Origin of the sequence: Flavobacterium anhuiense (assembly GCF_900101855.1) — a bacterium.
GTDB lineage: Bacteria > Bacteroidota > Bacteroidia > Flavobacteriales > Flavobacteriaceae > Flavobacterium > Flavobacterium anhuiense.
On the sequence record NZ_FMVC01000005.1, the window covers coordinates 39,778 to 62,123 of the forward strand.

Below are 22,346 nucleotides of genomic sequence, written 5' to 3' on the forward strand. Positions count from 1 at the left end.
TAATTCCAGGCGGCCTTTGATATATTGGATTCTGATGGAGCAGCATAATTCTGCATTCGATGTTAATGTTAGGATTTGGAACAGTCGGATGCTGTTTTATGTTCCGTTTTGCAGCTAATTTTGCTGTTTTAAATTGCAGAAAACATGACAGCGGAACAAGAACTGGAAGTGGATGCCTATGTGCTGGCATCTTCTGGGCTGCGTATAACATCACGCGGCTATAAGGCATTGAAAACATTATTGGAACATGGCAATCTCCTGTACTGGTGCATCGGAAAAAATGACACTCTGGAGCTGGCAAAGGTTCTTATCCATTTAAAATTTCCGTATAATCATGTTTCGGGAGGGCTGGAAGTGCTTCCGGAACATAAAAGAGATTTTTATTATCTGGTCATGCACCGTCATGCACAGGTTAGAAAACGGCAGTATCCCAATACTCATTTAAGCGTGGGCAAGTCTGACAGATACAGTGATGGAAGGCCTGGATGGGCCGAGAAGATAATGGCCAATAGAGAATCGGAACAATAGCATTCTGATTCCCATTTTTTTATGGAAGGTGCATATATGTCTGCATTGGAGAACCGGAAAAATTATTTTATAAAAAGGCTTCAGAATTTATCTGTCAACTAATGGAAGAGTAACTCTTTTTGTTAGCGGTCTATTTTCTGCTGGAGTATTTGGAACCAAAGATTCGCTTTCACCTCTCGAAAATAAATGCACGTGATTAGATTCAATTCCTTTATTCTGTAAATAATATGAAACTGCTTGCGCTTTTTTCATTCCAATTTCAAGATTGCGCGCTTCCGTTCCTATATTACAAGTATATCCTGTAATAGGGAAATTTCTTTACGCCTTTTGTTAAAGCGAATCTCTTTTACATTTGTAGGTAAGCCAACTGTGTTAAAATATTATTTCAAGTAAAAGATTAATTATTGTTTTTTAAAAATCTGAAAATCATTATATTAATATTGTTGTGAATATGATTTATAGATAAATTGAACCATTGTGTTTTAAGATAAAAGAGAATAAAACTCCCGTAGCTTCGTTTTTTAATAAAACGATACTATGGGTTTATTTGATTTTATGATAGTGGAAATCGCTATGGATTTGGGAACAGCCAACACTTTAATAATTCACGGAGGAAAGATTGTAGTCGACAGTCCTTCAATAGTGGCAAGAGATATTAGGAACGGAAAAATCATTGCCGCTGGTAAGGAAGCCAGTTTAATGCAGGGCAAGACCCACGAGAATATTAAAACTATTCGGCCGCTTAAGGATGGGGTCATTGCGGATTTCGATGCTTCGGAAAAAATGATCAGCTGGTTTATCAATAATATACCTGAGATAAAGAAAAATCTTTTTAAGCCCGCACTGCGTATGGTGGTCTGCATTCCAAGCGGCATTACGGAAGTTGAAATGAGAGCCGTAAGAGAGTCCTGCGAAAGGATGAACGGAAAAGAAGTCTTCTTGATTCATGAGCCGATGGCTGCTGCTATAGGAATGGGGCTGGATGTCATGCAGCCAAAAGGGAACATCATTGTGGATATCGGCGGAGGAACAACAGAAATTGCTGTAATTGCGCTTGGAGGAATCATCTGCGATAAATCCATAAAAATTGCGGGAGATGTTTTTACCGGAGATATACTCTATTATATGAGGACGCATCATAATCTCTATATAGGTGAAGCCACCGCTGAACAGATAAAAATAGAAGTGGGGGCGGCAATTGAAGCGCTTGAAGATGCTCCAGCCGATATGATGGTGCGCGGAAGGGATCTGCTTACCGGAAAGCCCAAAGAGGTGCAGATTACTTCAAGAGAAATTGCAAGAGCTTTAGACAAATCAATACTGCGAATTGAAGATGCCATTATGGTAACGCTTTCAGTGACGCCTCCTGAGCTGGCAGCAGATATTTATAACACAGGACTGTATCTTGCAGGGGGAGGAGCGATGCTGCGGGGTCTTGATAAAAGAATTTCCCAGAAAACAGACCTGCCGGTCTATATTGCAGAAGATCCCCTGCGAGCAGTAGTAAGAGGAACGGGGATCGTTTTGAAAAATATAGACAAATATAAAAGCGTACTGGTTAAGTAGTTGCTGCATATGGATCTATCGCAAGAGAATGTCTTGCCAATTGAGGAATAGATTTAAAGCTATTATTTATGTCAGATCTGAGTATTTCCACTTGTTTTTTAATGGGGAAAATTGGAAGCGTAAAAATAGCATTTGCTTTTGTTTTGTTTCGTTTTAAGGCTTGGTATTAACGCTCAAGATTGAGATTTTTTTCTTAGGTTTAGTAGCAAAATTTGATCTTTTCTGAAAATAATGCCATTATTTTTTTAGATTATCATTTTGCAGGATGTTCCCATTTTTTATAAAAAAACTGTGCCATCATCTTGCTTAATAATCTTCAATTGCATAGAAAATTCAAATGGTTTTTGATGATTTTAAGACTATTTACTTTATATTTGCTTCAACTACTAGATTAAAATGTTCTCTGAAAAGCTATATATTTTTCCAAATTATCGGACACATGACAAATGATGTTTTTTGTAAGATTATATTTTTTAAAATTTGTACCTTATTTGTACCTCGACATTGCTTAAGCCTTATTAAATAAGAAAAGTTAATTTCTGCATCGGAAAATAGGTTTCACAAAACATCACAAATTAAAACAAAGAATCCCAGTTAAAATGTCTTAAAACAGCATTTTAACTGGGATTCTTCTTTCTGTTTATTTAGTTTTATTTACAGATAGTTTGTTCCTTTTTGTACCATTATTGTACCACGAAAATATTTTTCCACATTTGGATTTTTTTTTGGACAAATCATGACACAATGAGACACACATAGATACAATGGGACACATAAAGAAACATTTCTATGAGTACAAACATCAAGATTGCTCGAATTTGCGAATTCTGTCAAAACGAATTCATCGCAAAAACAACAAAGACCCAGTACTGCTCGTTAAAATGCAGCAGCAGGGCATACAAAGCAAGAACAAGGCAGTCCAAAATCGATCAGAGCAACAAACAGACTGAGATTGCCAAAAATCCAATCCTTGAAGCGGTAAAGGTGAAAGATTTTCTCAGTATCAAACAGGCAGGTCTTCTATTTGGTATAAGCAGAAGTACTATTTACAGATTAGTTAACAGAGGACAACTGGACATCGGAAAGTTTGGTAAACGAACAGTTATTAGAAGATGTGATCTTGATTCTTTTTTTGCATTACCTGTTGAGGATTTGCTTTTTAAACCGAAACAGCAATTTCCAGGCTTTGATAATTGCTACACAATAACCGAAATTCAACAGAAGTTCAAAATTTCTTCTGGTGCACTTTACTTCTTGATTCAGCGACGTGGCATTGTTAAATATGCGATTGGAAAATTCACCTATGTCGCCAAGCAGGATATCGATATAATTTTTAACACTACGGGAATATGAAAAATATTAATGTAACCTTAAGAAAGAGAAAGCTGCCAAGTGGTAGAGTTACCCTTTACCTTGATTTTTTCCCGCCGGTTTATAACCCAAAAACCGGGAAATTTTTCCGTAGAGAATACTTAGGTTTATATCTGGAACCAAAGCCAAAAAACAGCATTGAAAAAAATGTAAATTCTGAGAACCTATACAAAGCAGAGCTTATTACTGCAAACAGATTCAATGAGGTCAACAAACAACAAATTTATACTCCATTTGAACTTGAGAGGATTCGTCTAAAAGAAGTAGGTGAAAAATCATTTATAAAATATATAAAAGAAACAGCTGAAACTAAAAATGGCAACAATGCAGAAGTCTGGAAATATGCAATAACACACTTTGAAAATTTTTTAGGAAATAAAGATATACAAATGCACGATATTGATGTCACTATTATAGAGGACTTTAGAGATTATCTATTAAAGGTAAAATCTATACGAAATAAGGGAAAAATTTTAGCACAGAACACAGCCCTGTCCTACCTCAATAAAATCAAAGCTACTCTTAAGAAAGCCTACAAAAAAGGATTATTACAGAATGATATCAATGCTGCTGTACAAGGTATAAAGGAACAGGAATCCCAAAGGAATTTTTTAACTATGGAGGAAGCTCTAAGATTGTACAATACGCCATGTAAGAAAGACATTGTAAAACGAATATGCCTATTTTCTCTGTTAACTGGTGTGCGTTATTCCGACCTATCCAAACTTACATGGGAAGAAGTACAGTACAGCAAACAGGAAGGACACTATATAAGATTTAAACAGCAGAAAACAGACAGACCAGTAACACTTCCAATATCACAGGAAGCATTTGAATTTCTGGGAGAAAAAAATCCTGAACAGAATACAGTTTTCTGTGGCTTAAAAAAATGGGATGTAGACAGATTAGTACCTATATGGATCAATGATGCAGGAATAAAAAAACATATTACATTTCATTGCTTCAGACACACGTACGCAACATTGCAGATGGCTGCAGGAACCGATATATTTACAGTTTCGAAAATGTTGGGCCATAAAAATATAAAGACAACTCAGATTTATACAAAAATCATCGATGAAAAAAAACGAGAGACTACTGGGAAAATTTCGTTCAAATGAACATAATTTCATTAAATGAAATCCATACTAAAAAAATTTAAACATAAAAAAGGCTGCCTAAAAAGACAGCCTTTTTTAATTAGAGAATAATTCGGATAAATTAATTGAGACTAAAATCCTCCTGATCAGTTTCGGCAGCCAGATCAATAACATTGTTGACTAAGAACGCCTCAATCAAAGATAGTGCGTAGTCCCGATCGATAGGTAACATATCTGATTTTAAAACTTCGTCAATATATTGTTCAGGATTCCATAATTGACGTATTAATTCAGGATGTGTAGGTTCAATCGTTTGCAGTACATCCTCGAATTTCCTGTTTGCTGTTTCAATAAATTCCTTACGATCTATTCCTGTCAATGGCAGAGTAGTAATTTTAATTGTAGATTTCTTTTCCATAGGTTTAATTTTTTGATTTTCAATTGATGGCTTTTCTCTTTTAGCTAGACGATAATCGTAACCACCACTTTGGTGCCCATCTACATCAGCAAAAACCGCTTTAAAAATGTCAAGTTTAAACTCTTCATCAAATAAGAAACCTTTCTCATGTTGCTCGCCCGAGATATAAATATCCCATTCTTCAATACTGATTTTATCCATATTATCGAACAATAATTTTGATAATTCCAGTGTATCTGGATTTCCTTTTAGTAGCACAGTCCATTTTTCAAATCCTGCCAGTCTGGCAATGATATGTTGCGCATTCATTAATGTGAACTGTTTTTCATCGATGTCGAAATCAGTGACCAGCGCATCAACATCGAAAAATTTTGGCGCATATTCGAAGAGATTGTCGCCTAAAGAAGAATCGAAATAAGGTTTTTGTGTTTTAAAATCTTTGTGAAGATTTTTTGCTTGAAGTTTGAAGTACTCAATAGTTTTCATAATACATTCCTTTTGCACCAACTTAATTACCCTGAATATTTTGCGTTCGTAATCTTTATTTGGATAATAAGCAGGTAGGTTAGCATTATTAAACTATTGGCTGATGAAATCTTTGCACGAACGAGCAAGCTTGCCAACAAGCATAATGCAATTTTAGGAATAAAATTTTAATCCACCAAACTTACTTGTACTGATTTTCTTTTGCATAACTATTTATAGGGATTCCTATTTCAAAATCATCCTTAATTAGAATCTCATGAAGAATTTTAAAATTGAGTGATTCCATAATTTTAACGATAAATAAATTGCAAAAATGAAGTTGTAAAAGTTATTAGAATAGTTGTTCTGATCTTACATTCATTTCTTGTCTTTCATTACTTCCCCTTCATTTTTAAATTCAATAACCAGTATGCTTTTGTCTCATTTCAGCAGCAAAGGTATTTCCGTGCCCTTAACGCACCAGCAAGGCCAAGTCCTACAGATTTGACAAAAAATCTCCACCCATACGGGTTGTATTTTTTGTCAAAGCCTTGCTGTTGCTAAACACTAACCTTTTTATGCTCCTGAAACGAAACATGGCATACTCCGGCTCTTTAGACGAATAAAAAAAATGTCAGCAATGAAAAGTAAAATATTAAAAATGGATTTGATGAAACAAAACAGCACCTCCTCTCATTGCCGAATAAAATTTCAAAAAATAATCACTAAAAATCGAATATTATGAACATTACAGGAAGATTGACAAGGGATGCTGAAGTACGCACAACGTCACAGGAAAAACAAGTAGTAAACTTTTCAGTAGCAACAAACGACAGCTATCGTAACAAGCAGGGCGAACGAATTGAACAGACAACCTATTTCGACTGTTCTTATTGGATTACTCCAAACGTAGCCAAACTGCTCACAAAAGGAACATTGGTAGAATTATCAGGCAGGGTAAGCACAAGAACTTGGACAGGAAATGACGGAGAGCCAAAAGCGGGACTTAATTTCCATACCTCACAAATCAAACTGCACGGAGGTAGCAGGAAAACGGAAACGGCACAAACTACTGCACAAGCCGAAAACAAAAAGGCTACAAAACAGGGAACAGAGGACGACCTCCCGTTTTAATAACAAGTTTTCAAGCATTTTTTAACATCAAAATTTCAAACATTATGGCACATAATATCAATTTCAACGAGATTACAGGAAAGTATAGTTTCTTTTCAGTACAACAAAAAGCGTGGCACGGTTTGGGGCAAATCGTAGAGCAATATCCAACAAGCGAGGAAGCTATTAGACACGCAGGTTTAGATTATGAAGTAGTAAAAACATCTTTATTTACAAAGGGTTCGGGCATTATTCAAATAGCCGAAGGTATTGTTTTACAAGATAATGAAATTGAAGTACCTAACTATTTCGCCAACATACGCACCGATAACAATGCCGTATTGGGTGTAGTTGGTAAGGATTACCATATCGTACAAAACCGTGAAGCCTTTAATTTCTTTGATGCCATTGTAGGCGGTGGCGAAGGAATTTTATATGAAACCGCAGGAGCATTAGGCAACGGAGAACGCATTTTTATCACAGCCAAATTGCCCGACTATATCCGTGTAGGTAATGGCGATGATGTAACCGAAAAGTACATTTTCTTAACCACTTCGCACGATGGTAGCGGAAGTATAACAGCCGCATTTACACCTGTTAGAATAGTCTGTCAAAATACTCTTAACGCTTCATTAAAGAGTATGACCAATGTAGTACGCATCAAACACACTTCGGGAGCAAAACAACGTATCGAAAACGCCCACAAGATTATGGGGCTTGCCAATACATTAAGCAACCAATTAGAAGGTATTTTCAATGAGTGGGCAAAAGTAAAGATATCAGACCGAGAAGTAAAAAAGCTAATTCAGTTGGCACTTTGTCCTAACAAGGAAACATTTGATTTACTGAAAAAAGGTGCTGAAGATGAAATTTCTACCGTGTTCAAAAATACCGTTGAGGATGCTTTTGCATACGCTATGGTAAGCGATACACAGCAGATGGAAACAACCAAAGGCACACTTTTCGGAGCGTATAACGCTGTTACAGGCTACTATCAGAACGTAAGAAATTATAAAAATGACGAAGCTAAACTACAGAGTATTGTATTGGGCGGAACGGCTCAACTCAAATCGCAGAAAGCATTTGAATTGTGTACCTCATTTGCTTTGGATGGTTCGGAAATCCTAAACCTTAATTAAATAACCACAGGCTACCGCCTTAATCGGTGGTAGTCTTATAATTATAACTATGAAAGTAACGGATATAAACGGTTTCTCAATCGAAGTGAATGACCTTAAAGAAGCAATCATTACAGCAAAGCGATTTACTGAATACAAGCACGAGGACAAAAGTTTTTCAGAGTTCGATAAAAGACAAAAAATCTATTGGATGGATATGTACGAGAAACTGACAGCAATCAAAGAACAAGTAACGACACATTAAAATTTTAGAACGATGAATACCAATTTTTTCAATCAGATACAGCAGTTGGACTTTACAGGAGTATTGCAACTGAACATTTCAAAGGGAATAGAAAGCAACCTAATCGTAACGGTACTGCTCAACAACGAACAATGCGGAGATAACGCAAAAAATGCTATTCCCCCTTTGACATTTAACGCTACGCCACAGGAATTTGACGAGGGATTTTTTGAGCAGATAACCACCCCTGTACAAAAAGTTTCAGGTTTGATGGTAGATATGGAAAAGTTCTTAAAGCAGATGGATGAAGCCAAAAAGCAATCGGCTATGGAAAAAGAAAAAACAGATAAGGAGAAGAAAGAAAAAGATGCCAAAGACAAGAAATTCAAAGACGCTATGGCAAAGGCTGACGAACTGGAGAAAGAGGGCAAATTCCGTGAAGCGTGGATGAAAGTACCCGAAATTACGGAGTTTCCGGAAAAAACAGACGAGATACGCAAACGCAAAACTTCTTTGTCTGACAAGTTCGCCACACCGAGTCTTTTCGGTGCGATGGAAGAAGCGAAACCCGAACCGCCACAAGCGGAAGAAATTATAGAAGATTATCCGATAGCCGACATGGACGAGGAAGAATAGTGTTAACCTAAAAATCAAAGAATATGTTATTAGCAACGCAACTACAGAGAGTTTTTATATTGAACGACAAAGGGCAGGAAATCAAGCTGACAGACCCCGAACCAAAATGGAGCGCACAGGCGGTAATGAATTTCTATTCCAACACATACCCCATTCTGACCACCGCAAAAGTATCAGCACCACAAATCAAGGACGATACCGTACAGTACCGTTTTGAAAGTGCTATGGGAACAAAAGGTTAAACCTAAACAGTAAAACAATGACTTATGCAACCACATACCATATCGGGCACATTCAAAATGCCCCAACAAGCCAAGCAACGGCAATTGCACCGCCAGTTAAACGAGTTCGCAAACTGGATGCAGAGACCCAAGGACGCAAACGAAATCAAAAAGGACAAACAGCAGTCCGTACCAGTGGCTATGTTGCCAATGATTTTCTAAGAACTTCCTTCCTACCAAGATTGAAAGAAACAGAAATCGTACAAGCTTGCAGGGAAAATGCCAAAATGGAAAGGGATTTTTATACTTCCCTTTCCAAACTGGCAGAGCATTACGACATCAATCTTAAACCATCGCAATTTTTAGGGTATCCCTATAATATCGCATTGGCTTTAAAAGATGCCGAAGAACAGCTAAAGCAGAAAGTGAGGAATTGGGAAGAGATCCGATTGGTACAGGATAGTAAGAAAACCTTTTTCACAAGTGAGGAAAGGTATAGTACAGGTTCAACCCTGTACTACATACCAGTTATACCGCTTTACCGTTGGCTTAAAAACCCGAAGCGCAAACAGATAGCCCAATTATTCTTGTCGGTTTGCAGTTACCTGTACCACCTTGCCGACATTCCCTATTATAGACAGGAAAACAGTTACCTGTACTGGATGTACGAAATGCACAAGGATTGGGTAACAGAGGATGATTACGGAGAAGATACAGAAAACAATCTCCGTGAATTTGCACAAGCCGAATGGATTGGCGACCGTATGGAACAGAAAATATACAATAATGCCAACCTAAAGCATTTTAAAGACCGTATTGACCGCTTTAAAGTTAAGGATAAAATAGATATTGATTGCTTAAAAGTGGCGCAGGAAGCCTACGCCATTTATCAGAAGTACCCCAGTGAAAGCATATTCCGCAATGCAAAACCGAACGGAGAAGCAAATGAAGAAGATATGGATAACATCATTTCAATGCAGAAATACATTTCTTTCTGTGCCGATGGCAAAGGATGGCTGATGGATAATTTGGTACAGTCGGTTAATAACGAATTGCAGGAATACGGACAGATGGAAGAACCCATAATTATCAAACGGTTTGACGGAAGCGACATAATTGCTAATACATTGGAATTTGAGAACCGTTTGTTATCGATGATTGACGAACTGACCTACATTTTAAACAATTTTTAAATCAGAAGCGATGAAAGATATAACACAGGATTTCGGAACGCTATACTATCCCAAATCGGCTTTGGTATTTTATCAGAACACAGGAAAGGGCAACGATACGTATGTAGAACATTTTGATATGGACAAAAATGGTACGCCGATAAATGCCCATCCTTTGACCATACAGGAAGCCAACCGACTGGCAAAGGCATTGAATACTGCAAAAGAGGATAAAGACCCTTTATTGAAACCCCAGGGCATTATTGGAAGCCATATTTTACATTTTGACCCTAATGCAAATAAGGTGGTGTGGTTTACAAAAGCAATGCAAAGGGAACTACATTTTACAGAAAGTTTGGGCATCTCTAAAGGCATTGCAAGTGTACCGCCTATGCTATGGATAGCTAACCGCAACGGTTTAGCGGTGTTTGCTTTGAAAGGCGACCGCAGACCGACTGAAAAAACGAAACTGTACAATGCTCCATTTTTCAATGTGTATGAGGATGGAAATGTATGTATGGGAACGGTAGATGTACGGATAAAGAAAACCGCTTCATTGGAGGGATTTATAAGTGAATGGGAAGGTTTTTTCTTTAACAGCTATTTCAGTCACCTAATGCACGATTACAATCCAATAAAAGGAAATTGCGTAAGCCTTTGGGAAAATCTAATCGCCACAGGCGAATTCTTTCCAATGGAAGTTTTGACGAAAAGTAATGTAACCTTAAAAAATATATTGTGATGAACACACAAAAAACAAAAGTCCATTTTACAGACAATAGTTTGATAAACCCTACCAATCCAATATCTGTTAACCTTATCGGTGCAGGTGGCACAGGCTCAAAGGTTCTGACCGCCTTGATGGAAATGAACCACAGCTTGATTGCATTGGGACACACAGGATTGTTGGTTCGCCTTTGGGATGATGACGTTATTACCGAAGCAAATTTGGGTAGACAACGATTTGCAGAATGCGAAGTTGGGTTATATAAATCCGTTGCCCTAATCAACCGAGCCAACCGCTTTTCGGGTACGAATTGGAAAGCCGAAACACAGAAGTTTGAAAAAGATAGTTTAGGCAAACTTGAAAACGCACAGGCTACGATTTTTATTACCTGTGTAGATAGTGTACAGGCAAGGTTTGGTATTGCCGAAATACTGAATGAAATGGATAACGGAAAATATCACCACAACAGACCAAAATATTGGATGGATTATGGCAACAGCCAGCATACAGGACAGGTTTTGTTATCTACCATAGGCGATATTAAGCAACCAAATTCAGAGCGATTTGAAACCGTTGCCAATCTGCCAATGGTAACAGAAGAATTTGGCGAACTGCTGAAACAGTCCGAGCAGGAAGATGATACGCCAACTTGCAGTTTGGCAGAAGCATTAGAAAAGCAGGATTTGTTTATCAATTCTACATTGGCTCAAATGGGAAGTTCGTTATTGTGGGGCTTGTTCCGCAATGGATTGACCGAAAACAGGGGCTTTTTCCTTAATCTGAAAGATTTCCGTTCACAACCCATTCCAGTCGCCTGATAGCCAAAATCGGGCGGCAAAAATGCAATTCCTTGCTACGGTCGGAAACGCATTTTTGCATTTAAAGGTGCAACCACTTTGCTAAAAATCTTCCATTTCATTCTTTCATTTCCCTATTTTTCTCAAATAGGTTGCGATCAGCTTTCAGGGATATTCTTTATCCCTTTTTTTGTCGTACCAAACTTTTTTTCTTTCCACATCTGCGACCAAAGAAAAGAAGCAAAAGAACGTCGCTAAATTAGCACTAGATTTTTGATGCTATTAGCAACTTCTAAATCTCGCTTAAATTTCCTTTTCTTCCATTATTCTTTAACGTTTTTTATTTAAATTAGCCTATGCCTTAAAGTTCTATATATGTTTCAGTTAAATTAAAAATACTTTTTCATTTAATTGGGATATTACTAGACTCGAGCTAATGTCTTATTATAAAACCAAATTAACACAAATGCATTTAGCATATATCAGAATAGAAAATTATAAAGGTAGCGAAGTGATTGAAACAGCATTCGATCCGAAACTGAACATAATTATTGGTGAAAATGGATGCGGTAAATCCGCAATCATTGATGCCATAAGGTTATTATATAATATTGGCGAACCGATTAGGGAACTTTCCGTTTCATTTGATGATTTTCATCAAAAATCTATAGACAATGGCAGAAGTAAAGTCGTTCAAAAGTCTTCCCTAATAACTATTACATATATTTTTAAGGGACTATCAACTGCACAAAAAGGGGCTTTTTATGAATATATGGTAATCGATCCCAATAAGATTGAAGAAGATTATGCTAAAATCATAATTTCTTACGAGGATAAGGACGGAAAATATCCGCATTTCACTTACAATACTGGAAATATCGACGGTCAAAAAGCCGATTATAAAACGTTTGAGTTATTTCAACACTATTATTTAGGAGCATTAAGAGATAGTACTAAAGATTTACTGAGTACCAGAAATAATATTTTAGGAAAAGTTATAAGACGATTTGTGAAAAGAGAAAATTCTGAATCACAAATAGAGCAAATTATAAAAGATGCAAATTCACAATTATTAGATCGTGATGAGGTTAAAAATACTCGGGATGGTGTTAACACTAATCTTGAGAGTATTTTTAAAAAGGTTATTGACAATAAAATTGGTGTAAGAATTGAAGAAGCAAAAACAGAGTATATAGTCAACGCAATCAAACCTTATCTTCCGCATGATAGAACTACCTTGGTTGATGAGGGTTTCCATTTGTGGCAAAACAGTTTAGGTTTAAACAATCTAATTTATATTGCTGTTGTCCTAGGTGATATAAAAGAACAAATTAAAGATAATGGTCTACCACATTTTGCATTATTGATTGAAGAACCAGAATCTCACCTTCATCCACAATTGCAACTAAGTCTTTATAACTTTTTAAATAATGCGAATGCTACCGAAAATAGTCAATTATTTATAACTACGCACTCACCAACTTTAACCTCGAAAGTTCCTCTAAAAAATCTCATATTGTTAGATTGTGGAAAAGCAACAAAACTTGATGAACAATTTCAAAATAGGGAATCTGAAAAAATAATCGAAGATACTACCAAAAGTAGAGAATTGTTAGATACAGATTTTGTAAATAGCATGAAGAAACTTCAGAGGTATATCGATGTAACCAAATCACAGCTTCTATTCGCAAAATCAATTTTATTTATTGAAGGAATATCGGAAGAACTCTTGATTTCAGCATTTACTCTTTTGGAGGACTATAAACTTGAAGATTACAGAACAGAAATTGTTAACGTAAAGGGAACTTCATTTTATCCTTTTCTGTATCTTTTCAACCACTCCAATATATCAAAGCGAATAAATAAGCCCATTTCTATCATTACAGATGATGACAGATTTACAGAATCAAAAAAAACTGAGTATAGCTTCAACAATTTGGTAAGTGACACAACGGTATTGGATTCATTAGATGACTCTATCCAAAAAGGTAGTGCTGTATCAAGAATCAAGAATTTGAATTCTGTTAAAAACAATGCCGACAATATAAAGATTTTTGAGTCATTTAAAACCTTAGAATATGAAATAGCATTGCATAATGTGAGTCATGACAGAAGTATTTTTAAGGACAACTTTTTAGTAAAATATCTTGATATAGTAGAAAGTGATAAAGTCAATAAAATTGTTACATATATGTCAACGTTTCCAAATGATCTGATGTCAGATGAGGAAAGAAGAAAAGTCGCAATTCTTTTATGGAAAGTATTACCTGCTAAAGCTGAATTCGCGCAAGACTTTTCTATTCATTTACTTGATAACTTGGAAGATGCAAAAGCATCATTTATCGTTCCGATATATATACTGAATGCCCTAACTCATTTAAAAAACGGATTGTAATGTATTTTGAAAATGAGGAAAGACTGGCTTACTTACAAGCTAGAGGGAAAGTTATTTTAAATGCTTGTCCTGGTAGTGGAAAAACAACAACTATCGCAAAGAAGATATTAAATCTAGAGATTTCGAAAGAAATCGGAGGTCATTCTGGAGTTGCTTGTTTATCATTTACTAACTCTGCAAAAGACGAAATTAATGAAGCGTACAGAAAGTTGAGTGGTAAATCACTTCAATTTCCTAACCATGTATCGACAATAGATAGTTTTATAAATAAATATATAACACTTCCGTTTTATAATTTGCTTAATCGTGATTTTAATAGGCCAAAGATACTAGACCATACAACCATCTTGGATGACATGTGGAAGACTACATATGTAAAGAATGGCAAAACACTTGAGGGATTATTAAGACCTCTGAATAACACAGAATATAAAGCAAAAAATAATAGAAGTGTTTTCCATCTATATCCTCCAAGTGAAATAAGAATTGAGCCAAATGGAACTTTTTCTATTAATGGAAATCAACCATCATCGGAAAAAGTTGATAAAACCAACTTTGAAAACTATTGTAAACTAATTAAGAATACTCAATTTCGAAAAGGACTTATATCTACTGGAGATTCTGCTTTCATTGCTCTTCACTTGTTAAAAAATAATCCTAAAATTTGCGAATGGCTTAGTTTAAGATTTCCATTTATCATAATTGACGAGGCACAGGACAATTCATTAATGCAACATGCCATATTTGAAGAATTAATAAAACAGGGGTTAAATAATATTGAATTGATTGGAGATCCATATCAAAGCTTATATGAGTGGAGAGATGCAAAACCGACTGAATTTTTAAGGAAATATGAAAGCGACCATACTTGGCAATCATATGATATGACGGATAATCGCCGTTCGCCTCAAAGCATAATTGATGTTTTCTCAAAAGTAAGACGACCGGCTGACACAAAAATTAACAGCGTAGATTGTGAAGATTTTGAAGAGTCAATTTTAGTTTATAAATATTCTAGCGACAATCATCAATTGATTATCAAACATTATGATGATCGTTGTGCTTTGAAAAAATACGCCAGTAGCTGTATTGTTGTTCGAGGAAATTCATTAAAAGATTCCTTGTTGGGAAAAAAAACAGAACAGAGGCCTTGGGGGATTGATTTGCCTAAAAGCATTATTTATGCTAAAAATCTTTATACGAGTGGTGATATTAAAAACGCAATAAAAGAAATTAGAGCAATCTGTATTCCACTCGTTCACTCCGATACAACAGATTACCACACATTAAAAGAAGTTGAGAAAGAAAAGAGTTTAGACCCTCATTTTAACTCATTGATGATTACTATTCTAGATGAATTACCAGAATTTAGTAAAACAATTCAAGATTGGACAGTTGAAACTCAGGAATTTTTAAAAAACAAATTAGAACTTAGTTATGATATTGATTTTAATTTACGTAATAGAAAATCAAAATATTTAGAAAAAGCTACTCTTTCAGAAAGCGTGAGCCAACATTTTAAAAAGTCTTTTTCAGCTTTCAATATCCCTATAACTACAATACATCAAGTAAAGGGGCAAACATTGGATTCAATTCTTGTTTTTTTCAATGAAAGAAAGCATAAGGATAATATCATATTTGAAAACATATCAAATATTGACAACGTTTTTCCCGACGAGACTAAAAGATTAATCTATGTGGCTTTATCTCGACCAAGACATCTTTTAGCAATGGCATTCCCGGACACGATAACAGATATAGATATCAAAGAGAAATTTGGTGAAGGAATAAGAATAGTGACACAAGAAGAATTGATTTAACAGCACTTAAGATATGTTTGATGATAGCTTAAAAATATATACAGAACAACTTATTGAAAAAATTGGAAGCAATCATAAAGAATTATTTGTATCTGTTAAGGTGGAAAAATACGCTAAACCAGGAAATTGTTTTCTAAACGTACAGCAAAAAGTAAAAACTGACGGAGGTACAATTATTTATGGCTGGTCTGTCCTAAATGGAGATTTCTTAATGGAAGCAGAAAGACATGCTGTCTGGAAATCACCTAATGATGAACTAGTAGATATTACCCCAAGTACACAAAATTTGGATTTTACTTTTTTTATTCCACAAGAATTGAATTATAAAGGACAATTTATTGACAACGTAAGAATTAATAAAACGAAAAATGAGGTAGTTGATCATTGGATTATAATATCGTCGTTAAGGAGTAAAATTTTTAATACGGCTTTTAGAAAAGGTGACTACATTGAAATTCCAAAATATATGGAAACCTTATATTACAGATATGAAAATTTAAACAATTATTACTACTCATTTTTGGTTTATGGAGGGAGTATGTCACAAAATTGTTTTTGTAACAGTAAAAAGCCCTATAGCAGATGCCACTCGATGACCATTCAAAAAGATTGTGAAAGAGATAGTAAAAGAATAGATTATTTACAAAAAAAGTATTTACCAAAATAGTGCTATTAAAATTAGAAAAAATATATGCTAACATATAACGAACTCATAGGTCTGCGGGACAAATTAGCAAATGGTGAAATTCAATTAGAATTTGCAAAGGCACTGTATTGGAATGACTCCAAAGAAGAACAACGCTCTTGGCATACAAAAGATTGGAAAGAAAGAAGATTGGAATTTCTTAAAGATAAATGTGAAATATGCAATAGCTCAGAAACATTAACAATACAACATCAATCTCATCCAAGAAAATACTCGGACTATTTAAGAGAAATTACAAGAGGATATACTAAAGAATATATAGACACCAATCAGCAAATAAGTAAATCTGATTTTACAGATTATGTGTTTAAAAAATATGATTATTACGCCGTTCCACTGTGTCCAAATTGTAATAACAAAAATCCAAGCTTAAGGGTGAGAAAAACTCCAAAATATCGTTGCGCAGATTGTAAGCACGAATTTGATGAAGCAATTTTTAGATCGGCGAATGAACTCATTTCTATTTTTTATGAAAATGAAGATGCATACGAAGTTCAAGACAAATGTTTTGTTTCAAAGGATAAATGGAAAAATAAGAATAACCTATCTAATATCCGATATTGGCAACAAAGAGAGCGTGCAAAAAATCAGGATACAGAACAGATTGAAAAAGAAGCTTTTTTACTCCATGTAAATGACTGTATAAAATATCTTTCATTTAAAGACGCAATAACTGCCTGCAGAAAATGTGCCTTTAACTTTGATATCAAAAAAATGGAACTATGCCCTCAATGTAAGCAACATTACAAAGGATTTCAGTATCCAACCTGTATTGCCTGTTTACCAGAAGAAAATCTAAAAGCGGCATTAGAAAGTATACAATTTGGAAAAGAATGGCATGAAATGCATGAAAGGTTAGATATTGACTAAATATAACCATTAACTTCCTACAACTTTTTTGATAGCTTTCTTAAAATCAATCGTGTTACTACCTAAAAGTAAAAAACTTGAAAAACACATATCCAAAAGAGCTTTTCCTACCTTCTCATTGTCGATATCACTATGAGCAATAAGTTTAACTTTTGGATATTCTGATCTCAATTTCCGTAGCTGTTTCAGTATGCTCTTGTCGTAAAAATCAAGATCTATAATACAGGCTTTAGGAAAAGCTTTTAAAGTGGATAATTTGGATAGCCCATCCTCAATATTTTCCGTCCGAAACAACACGTCAAATCCTGAATCAATGAGGTCATTGCAAATAATATCTAAAATTGGGCTTTTATCATTGATAAATGCTAGGTCGATTTTTTGTCGGGAGGTACCAGTTTCCATATCATCATACTTTTTAAAAGTTGATGTAGCCCTGCAAAAAAGAAGCGCAGGCAACTACACTTACCGCACATTGAGGTACTGGTATACCCGACAACGAATAAGCGAGCGCCCACGCCTATGGCATGAGCGTTCTTCCTTATTGTCCCGTTGTCTAAAAATTACCAGTTTTCAATGTGGGACTTAAAGTAAAAACACTTTAAGATTTTTCTATATGTTGCTACAAAGATACTAAACTACTTTTGATACACCTCACGCATTTAATTGAGATGGATAAATTATCATCGAGTACTGTTTTTTTTGTATTGCTAGAAATTATATGGTCTGCTTTATTTATTTTTTTGAATATGTTTCAAGGTCGATTTTGAAAGTATTTGGCAGATTAGTAATCTTTTAAACTAAACCACTCTGCGAAAGTGCAGAGGTTTGCTTTGACGAGAGACTGAAAGTCTCTCCATTTTAAAAACTAACTTAAAAATATTATTAAAAGTCAAAGATTAGATTTTTTCGTATTACTAAAGTACTGCAATAAATTGCAGGGTTTTAAACCCCGATCTGAGACCAATAAAAAAATCGGATTGTCCAAAGGCAATCCGATTTGCTAAAATATATTTTTCAGATAATTATCTGTGTTGTTTAATTTGCTCTGATTTTACATCCTGTATTTGGTTCTCCTTTTTCTCACGAGAGTATACCCAAAGAGATAACAGCCCGAAAATGATCATTGCATAAGCAATCCATTTGCCCACTCTTTCGATAAATTTGATAAAGACAGAACTTTCATAAGATGAGAAACCTTCAGCTCCCATAGGACCACGCCTATAAAACTTTCGGCGGTTAATCCAGTAACGAAGTCCTAAACCTAAAACCAAAAATATTACGCCTATTACTAATGATGCTACCATAACTTTTAGTTTTAGTTTATGATGATGATAAATTTAAAAAATATTGATGACCCTTTAAAATTTTCTAATGCAAAATACTGTAAATCAAAACGGCTTACCTTTCGATAAGCCGTTACTTTACTAACAAGTAGTAACCTAATCACTACTATTGAACTGAAAGGTCAATTTCTTTTCATTCCCAAAACTGTCAGATATCCAAACATCAAAGGATTGTGATACCGCAGACGTTGAAGTGTAGTACAAACGAAACTGCTCCGCTGGCAATTGATACAGGTCATTAGGCAAGTACGGCGAATTATCGTAATACTGTAACGTACCTTGTCCATCGAACTGAAAATAGCGGAGGAAATACTGCGTGTTACTGTAATTCCCTGTACGTTGTATTGTAATGCGTATCTCTACCGTCTGTCCGTTAGCGATATCTTTAGGTACTGGCATCACATTAACCTCAAAAGGGAAATCGTTTTGTATTTCCAGTTCGTCATCTTTGCTACAGGACACCAAAGTAACCGAACTTGTCAGGATTGCCAGTAGCACATATATTGGCAGTAATCCTATTCTGAATTTATTGAATATTTCTATCATCGTTTTTACGTTTTAAAAGTTAAACCTTAATCCCACACCTGCCGATGGTCGGAACTGTCGCAAATCTGTACCCCACAGCACCTTTGTACGCCCTTGGAGGACAAGTACAAAACGGTCGGACAGATAGGTTTCAAATGTGAGGCGACCGCCAGCTCCATAAATGAAATGGTCCTCGCTTACTATTTTCGCACCGTCATATAACATCGCTTCGCCACGGTTGATGCTTTCATACCCGACTACGCCTGTTATTCCGGCATTCAGTGTAATGTTTTTACGGCTGTCGCCTAACAAAAAGAAGCTGTAACCGCCCTCAGCAGTATAAGTTTCCTGTGGTATGCGAAACCCTTTATAATCGTGATATTGGTGCGTGTATTCCAACGCCCAAAGCTGATAATTACCGTTTTTGCCGTTTACGGTCATTGCTACATTGATATAATAATCGTTGCCGATTTTGTCATCGGACAAAATGCCTGTACTTACTTCCAATCCTTTCTGTTTGGGTAGCATTCTTTGCGCCTGTGAAACCGTGATGGCCATAAAGATGAGCACCACGGTATAGATATACTTTTTCATATTATCTGCTTTAAAAGGTTATTAAAATTTTAGGTGCATATCGTTAATCAAACGGGCTTTGATCAGATCGGAATTTTCTATTTGGAGCGTCTGTTGCCTGCCACCATTTTTCTCAAAAATCTCAATCAGCAGTATCTTGTCATCGGCAATTGTAAATTGGTCTAACAGGAATACGTTTTGTTCAGTCGATTTTCCGTTAATACCATCCACTAAGGGTTTGTAGGTTCTTAGCGGTGTCAGTGGACGTTCCTGTACTACGGTGCGTTTGGCTACTTTCTTATCCACTACCTTGAAATTGATAAAATCAATCTCGAAAGGCACATTGGTTTTGTTCCTTAATTCTGTGTGGAAATAATACTTTCCGTTGTGAATATAAATACCTTTCAGAATAAACTGAATGCCGAAGCTTTTAGCCCCAATGTGCTTTACAATGCGCTTGTCTTTTTGGTAAATGGTTTCCAAAAGCAACCCTGCCAATGACGGAGAATTGTTGCCCAATTCTTCGAAAAGCACGTCGTTTCCGTTGGCTTTATCTACCGCTTTTTGCATTGTGAGCAGGTCATAGCTCATTGCCTCTGGATAGGAACTGTAATACACGTTGAAACTGTAAAAACGTCCGTCATTGGTAATTACGGAAAAGTTTGTTTCAGGTTCAAAATCCCTAACGGTTGCCTTTACACGCAATACGTTTTCCGCATCTTCCGCTTTTCCAGCAATCAGATATTCGCTTCCCAAATCCACATAACGTATGGCAGTCGGGAAAATTAAATGTGAAGTTTTATCATAGGTAACTTCCATTTTGTATGGCTCTATCTTACCCAATTCAAGCGGACTTTTTGATTTTGCACTGTCTTGTGCAAAAGAGGTTACGGCTAAGCCGATGGTCAGGGCAATTGCCCCAAAGTATTTAAAAATATTTTTCATTGTCTTTGTTATTTAATTTTAATGGTAATGAAGCTTGTTCCGCTGTACGGAACAGGTTTCATTTTTCTATTTATTTGAATTCAACATTATTGTTTGGAAACGAGGAACACCTGATGTCCTGCCTTTATTGTAACTTTTGGCGTGCGAACCTTTTTGGCGAAATAGCCCGAAATGCCCTGTACTACGCCACGGCTCAAATCGGCAGCAACCTGTTGTCCCGCATTTTGTGTAAGCATCAGGCTTGTTCCTGATTGCTGGCTCATATTACCTGCCATTTCGGTAAGGGCGTTCATTTCAGGAGAATACGGAACATACAAGCCTTGCTGTCCGTCCAAATCATAAATGGTTATATCTACCGGAATGATGTTACCCTCCAGTTCTACGGAGGTAACTTTCAATTGCAACCTGCCATTTTGAAATTTTGCATTAGCCGTTACAATAGTCCCTTTTGGGATTGTACGTCCGGGCGTTTTCGCATCTTCAAGCAAGCGTAACCGAATGCCTGTTTCACCAACTACTGTTTGTGCATCGTGTACACATGCTTTGATACTGTTTTTAGGTTGCGTAACCTGCTGTACAGTACCTGCGGTATAGAAACCACGGTTTTTATTCTGGCTCCAATCGGCTAAAAAGGCACTGTCTGACGGTTCACGGTATAAGGCTGATACGGTATTTTTTCTTGCTGAAGTGAACGAGACAAAACGTTCTTTTTGTGTGGAGACTTTTGAAGCTGCGGTTGCGTCATTTGAAGGCAATGCATCAGGTGAATTTGTACCTGTCGGAAGATATTTCGCCGCCATCTGATACGATTTTTCCATCAATGCCAGCTGATCGTCAACGGTTGTTGGCTTGGGTACGTCCTTGTCTGCCAATTGTTCTTTCAATTCGTCAAGTTGCTTGCGGAGTTCCATCGTTTCACGATTATCGTCCTGATAAAAAGAACCTAATGTAGATTGTGCATTGCGATAACTGTTGACTGTCGGATTTCCATATCCGCTCGTTTTTTTACTATCGTAATTTTCCTGCTCATCGATCGGTTCATCTGTTGGATTTTCTGCACTCTCTGTATTCCAGTAATCAGAGAGCGTGGTCAACGAATTTCGCTTTTCAGCATCCTTCTGTTCCAGCATTTCCTGTTCATAAGCTTTCTGCTTGTCTGCCTGCATTCCGGCTTCGGTAGCCTGCGGAACCGCATCGTTCAGTCCAATGTTCTCAATATCTTTCTTGTCTTCTGATGGTTTAAAGATGAGGTACATGCATCCAAGAAAAACAATCCCCATCAAGCCAAATATCAATGGCTTTTTCAATTTATCCATCTTATTCTGCGTACTGTCTTGCAATACGTCATTGGTTTCTGTCGGATTTCCTTCCGTTACCCGAACAACCCTCTTTTTGTTCTCATTTTCTTTCATAAATCCTATTTTTTAAAATTGTTGATAATGTGTCCTGCAATACGGCAGGACGTTCTTTCTTTTTAAGGACAGGGTTTTCAATATGTTCAATGACCATATTGTTATCTGGTTTTCCTGCATCATACCATACTTTAAATAGTACCCCAGCGGTAAGGATTAGGTAGGCGACGAAAAAGTACAGGGTGTATTTATGCTGTCTGCCAACGGGCAATGCCCGCCATTTTTCATCCAGCTTTTCAAAGTACCCGTCCATTTTTGCTCTTAAACTGTTCATACTTTAA

25 protein-coding genes are annotated in these 22,346 nt (G+C 36.2%); 16 read left to right on the plus strand and 9 right to left on the minus strand.

The window, feature by feature from the left end; translation table 11 throughout:
• Positions 1-144 precede the first annotated feature (144 nt).
• A complete protein-coding gene (locus BLP44_RS14095; protein WP_091133825.1) occupies positions 145-528 on the plus strand; it encodes a hypothetical protein in 384 nt (127 codons plus the stop codon).
• A gap of 87 nt (positions 529-615) precedes the next feature.
• Here the strand turns inward: BLP44_RS14095 and BLP44_RS14100 are convergent, their stop codons facing one another.
• The gene (locus tag BLP44_RS14100) at positions 616-834 is read right to left on the minus strand and encodes an OmpA family protein (protein WP_091133827.1); all 219 of its coding nucleotides are present in this window, start codon (positions 832-834) and stop codon (positions 616-618) included.
• A gap of 231 nt (positions 835-1,065) precedes the next feature.
• On the opposite strand from BLP44_RS14100, the gene BLP44_RS14105 reads away from it, so the two are divergent.
• From BLP44_RS14105 to BLP44_RS14115, 3 genes are all read left to right on the plus strand, one after another.
• Entirely contained in the window at positions 1,066-2,094 is a 1,029-nt protein-coding gene (locus BLP44_RS14105; protein ID WP_091133829.1) for a rod shape-determining protein, read from the plus strand.
• A gap of 789 nt (positions 2,095-2,883) precedes the next feature.
• Positions 2,884-3,447, plus strand: coding sequence for a helix-turn-helix domain-containing protein (locus BLP44_RS14110; RefSeq protein ID WP_091133831.1), 564 nt, complete (start codon positions 2,884-2,886; stop codon positions 3,445-3,447).
• Positions 3,444-4,586, plus strand: a complete 1,143-nt coding sequence (locus tag BLP44_RS14115; RefSeq protein ID WP_091133833.1) for a tyrosine-type recombinase/integrase — start codon at positions 3,444-3,446, stop codon at positions 4,584-4,586. Before BLP44_RS14110 ends, BLP44_RS14115 begins: the two co-directional genes overlap by 4 nt.
• A 100-nt stretch (positions 4,587-4,686) precedes the next feature.
• On the opposite strand, the gene BLP44_RS14120 is transcribed toward BLP44_RS14115, so the two are convergent.
• Positions 4,687-5,469 (minus strand): hypothetical protein, encoded by a 783-nt coding sequence (locus tag BLP44_RS14120; RefSeq protein WP_091133834.1) that lies wholly within the window; start codon positions 5,467-5,469, stop codon positions 4,687-4,689.
• A 720-nt stretch (positions 5,470-6,189) separates the two neighbouring features.
• Here BLP44_RS14120 and BLP44_RS14125 point away from each other — a divergent pair.
• The 12 genes from BLP44_RS14125 to BLP44_RS14180 all read left to right on the plus strand — a co-directional run bounded on the left by BLP44_RS14125 (position 6,190) and on the right by BLP44_RS14180 (position 17,267).
• Positions 6,190-6,582, plus strand: a complete 393-nt coding sequence (locus BLP44_RS14125; RefSeq protein ID WP_091133837.1) for a single-stranded DNA-binding protein — start codon at positions 6,190-6,192, stop codon at positions 6,580-6,582.
• A gap of 44 nt (positions 6,583-6,626) precedes the next feature.
• On the plus strand, positions 6,627-7,700 hold the full coding sequence (locus tag BLP44_RS14130; RefSeq protein ID WP_091133839.1) for a DUF932 domain-containing protein: 1,074 nt from the start codon (positions 6,627-6,629) through the stop codon (positions 7,698-7,700).
• A gap of 49 nt (positions 7,701-7,749) precedes the next feature.
• Positions 7,750-7,944 carry a hypothetical protein gene (locus tag BLP44_RS14135; RefSeq protein ID WP_091133841.1) on the plus strand — a complete coding sequence of 65 codons (195 nt, stop codon included), beginning with the start codon at positions 7,750-7,752 and terminating at the stop codon, positions 7,942-7,944.
• Between the two features lie 12 nt (positions 7,945-7,956).
• Entirely contained in the window at positions 7,957-8,559 is a 603-nt protein-coding gene (locus BLP44_RS14140) for a PRTRC system protein E (protein ID WP_091133843.1), read from the plus strand.
• A gap of 23 nt (positions 8,560-8,582) precedes the next feature.
• Positions 8,583-8,801, plus strand: coding sequence for a PRTRC system protein C (locus BLP44_RS14145; RefSeq protein ID WP_091133845.1), 219 nt, complete (start codon positions 8,583-8,585; stop codon positions 8,799-8,801).
• A gap of 266 nt (positions 8,802-9,067) precedes the next feature.
• A complete protein-coding gene (locus BLP44_RS14150; RefSeq protein WP_244511777.1) occupies positions 9,068-9,973 on the plus strand; it encodes a hypothetical protein in 906 nt (301 codons plus the stop codon).
• A 10-nt stretch (positions 9,974-9,983) separates the two neighbouring features.
• A complete protein-coding gene (locus BLP44_RS14155; RefSeq protein ID WP_091133849.1) occupies positions 9,984-10,694 on the plus strand; it encodes a PRTRC system protein B in 711 nt (236 codons plus the stop codon).
• On the plus strand, positions 10,694-11,497 hold the full coding sequence (locus tag BLP44_RS14160; RefSeq protein ID WP_091133851.1) for a PRTRC system ThiF family protein: 804 nt from the start codon (positions 10,694-10,696) through the stop codon (positions 11,495-11,497). Before BLP44_RS14155 ends, BLP44_RS14160 begins: the two co-directional genes overlap by 1 nt.
• A gap of 445 nt (positions 11,498-11,942) precedes the next feature.
• Complete coding sequence (locus tag BLP44_RS14165) at positions 11,943-13,871, plus strand: ATP-dependent nuclease (RefSeq protein WP_091134429.1); 1,929 nt, start codon at positions 11,943-11,945, stop codon at positions 13,869-13,871.
• On the plus strand, positions 13,871-15,691 hold the full coding sequence (locus BLP44_RS14170; RefSeq protein WP_091133853.1) for an ATP-dependent helicase: 1,821 nt from the start codon (positions 13,871-13,873) through the stop codon (positions 15,689-15,691). The genes BLP44_RS14165 and BLP44_RS14170 overlap by 1 nt, the downstream gene beginning before the upstream one ends.
• A gap of 13 nt (positions 15,692-15,704) precedes the next feature.
• A complete protein-coding gene (locus tag BLP44_RS14175; RefSeq protein WP_091133855.1) occupies positions 15,705-16,358 on the plus strand; it encodes a hypothetical protein in 654 nt (217 codons plus the stop codon).
• Between the two features lie 24 nt (positions 16,359-16,382).
• Positions 16,383-17,267 carry a hypothetical protein gene (locus BLP44_RS14180; protein ID WP_091133857.1) on the plus strand — a complete coding sequence of 295 codons (885 nt, stop codon included), beginning with the start codon at positions 16,383-16,385 and terminating at the stop codon, positions 17,265-17,267.
• A 9-nt stretch (positions 17,268-17,276) separates the two neighbouring features.
• On the opposite strand, the gene BLP44_RS14185 is transcribed toward BLP44_RS14180, so the two are convergent.
• The 7 genes from BLP44_RS14185 to BLP44_RS14215 form a co-directional block, all read right to left on the minus strand.
• Positions 17,277-17,669: a response regulator transcription factor gene (locus BLP44_RS14185; RefSeq protein WP_091133859.1), complete on the minus strand. Its 393-nt coding sequence runs from the start codon at positions 17,667-17,669 to the stop codon at positions 17,277-17,279.
• Positions 17,670-18,289: 620 nt separating this feature from the next.
• Complete coding sequence (locus BLP44_RS14190; protein ID WP_091133861.1) at positions 18,290-18,571, minus strand: molybdenum ABC transporter permease; 282 nt, start codon at positions 18,569-18,571, stop codon at positions 18,290-18,292.
• A gap of 135 nt (positions 18,572-18,706) precedes the next feature.
• Positions 18,707-19,156, minus strand: a complete 450-nt coding sequence (locus BLP44_RS14195; RefSeq protein ID WP_091133863.1) for a DUF3872 domain-containing protein — start codon at positions 19,154-19,156, stop codon at positions 18,707-18,709.
• Positions 19,157-19,168: 12 nt separating this feature from the next.
• Complete coding sequence (locus BLP44_RS14200) at positions 19,169-19,729, minus strand: conjugal transfer protein TraO (RefSeq protein WP_091133865.1); 561 nt, start codon at positions 19,727-19,729, stop codon at positions 19,169-19,171.
• 21 nt (positions 19,730-19,750) lie between these two features.
• A complete protein-coding gene (traN, locus tag BLP44_RS14205) occupies positions 19,751-20,653 on the minus strand; it encodes a conjugative transposon protein TraN (protein ID WP_091133866.1) in 903 nt (300 codons plus the stop codon).
• 86 nt (positions 20,654-20,739) lie between these two features.
• Positions 20,740-22,065, minus strand: coding sequence for a conjugative transposon protein TraM (traM, locus tag BLP44_RS14210; RefSeq protein ID WP_091133868.1), 1,326 nt, complete (start codon positions 22,063-22,065; stop codon positions 20,740-20,742).
• Positions 22,052-22,339: a nitrogen regulatory IIA protein gene (locus BLP44_RS14215; protein WP_091133869.1), complete on the minus strand. Its 288-nt coding sequence runs from the start codon at positions 22,337-22,339 to the stop codon at positions 22,052-22,054. Before BLP44_RS14215 ends, traM begins: the two co-directional genes overlap by 14 nt.
• Positions 22,340-22,346: the final 7 nt, after the last annotated feature.

Coding starts and splice junctions, on each gene's coding strand:
- BLP44_RS14200 (WP_091133865.1), bottom strand. CDS start 19,729: ATGAAAAAGTATATCTATACCGTGGTGCTCATCTTTATGGCCATCACG.
- BLP44_RS14160 (WP_091133851.1), top strand. CDS start 10,694: ATGAACACACAAAAAACAAAAGTCCATTTTACAGACAATAGTTTGATA.
- BLP44_RS14110 (WP_091133831.1), top strand. CDS start 2,884: ATGAGTACAAACATCAAGATTGCTCGAATTTGCGAATTCTGTCAAAAC.
- BLP44_RS14190 (WP_091133861.1), bottom strand. CDS start 18,571: ATGGTAGCATCATTAGTAATAGGCGTAATATTTTTGGTTTTAGGTTTA.
- BLP44_RS14185 (WP_091133859.1), bottom strand. CDS start 17,669: ATGGAAACTGGTACCTCCCGACAAAAAATCGACCTAGCATTTATCAAT.
- BLP44_RS14150 (WP_244511777.1), top strand. CDS start 9,068: ATGGAAAGGGATTTTTATACTTCCCTTTCCAAACTGGCAGAGCATTAC.
- BLP44_RS14195 (WP_091133863.1), bottom strand. CDS start 19,156: ATGATAGAAATATTCAATAAATTCAGAATAGGATTACTGCCAATATAT.
- BLP44_RS14125 (WP_091133837.1), top strand. CDS start 6,190: ATGAACATTACAGGAAGATTGACAAGGGATGCTGAAGTACGCACAACG.
- traN (WP_091133866.1), bottom strand. CDS start 20,653: ATGAAAAATATTTTTAAATACTTTGGGGCAATTGCCCTGACCATCGGC.
- BLP44_RS14105 (WP_091133829.1), top strand. CDS start 1,066: ATGGGTTTATTTGATTTTATGATAGTGGAAATCGCTATGGATTTGGGA.
- BLP44_RS14140 (WP_091133843.1), top strand. CDS start 7,957: ATGAATACCAATTTTTTCAATCAGATACAGCAGTTGGACTTTACAGGA.
- BLP44_RS14120 (WP_091133834.1), bottom strand. CDS start 5,469: ATGAAAACTATTGAGTACTTCAAACTTCAAGCAAAAAATCTTCACAAA.
- BLP44_RS14115 (WP_091133833.1), top strand. CDS start 3,444: ATGAAAAATATTAATGTAACCTTAAGAAAGAGAAAGCTGCCAAGTGGT.
- BLP44_RS14095 (WP_091133825.1), top strand. CDS start 145: ATGACAGCGGAACAAGAACTGGAAGTGGATGCCTATGTGCTGGCATCT.
- traM (WP_091133868.1), bottom strand. CDS start 22,065: ATGAAAGAAAATGAGAACAAAAAGAGGGTTGTTCGGGTAACGGAAGGA.
- BLP44_RS14145 (WP_091133845.1), top strand. CDS start 8,583: ATGTTATTAGCAACGCAACTACAGAGAGTTTTTATATTGAACGACAAA.
- BLP44_RS14170 (WP_091133853.1), top strand. CDS start 13,871: ATGTATTTTGAAAATGAGGAAAGACTGGCTTACTTACAAGCTAGAGGG.
- BLP44_RS14215 (WP_091133869.1), bottom strand. CDS start 22,339: ATGAACAGTTTAAGAGCAAAAATGGACGGGTACTTTGAAAAGCTGGAT.
- BLP44_RS14130 (WP_091133839.1), top strand. CDS start 6,627: ATGGCACATAATATCAATTTCAACGAGATTACAGGAAAGTATAGTTTC.
- BLP44_RS14135 (WP_091133841.1), top strand. CDS start 7,750: ATGAAAGTAACGGATATAAACGGTTTCTCAATCGAAGTGAATGACCTT.
- BLP44_RS14175 (WP_091133855.1), top strand. CDS start 15,705: ATGTTTGATGATAGCTTAAAAATATATACAGAACAACTTATTGAAAAA.
- BLP44_RS14165 (WP_091134429.1), top strand. CDS start 11,943: ATGCATTTAGCATATATCAGAATAGAAAATTATAAAGGTAGCGAAGTG.
- BLP44_RS14180 (WP_091133857.1), top strand. CDS start 16,383: ATGCTAACATATAACGAACTCATAGGTCTGCGGGACAAATTAGCAAAT.
- BLP44_RS14155 (WP_091133849.1), top strand. CDS start 9,984: ATGAAAGATATAACACAGGATTTCGGAACGCTATACTATCCCAAATCG.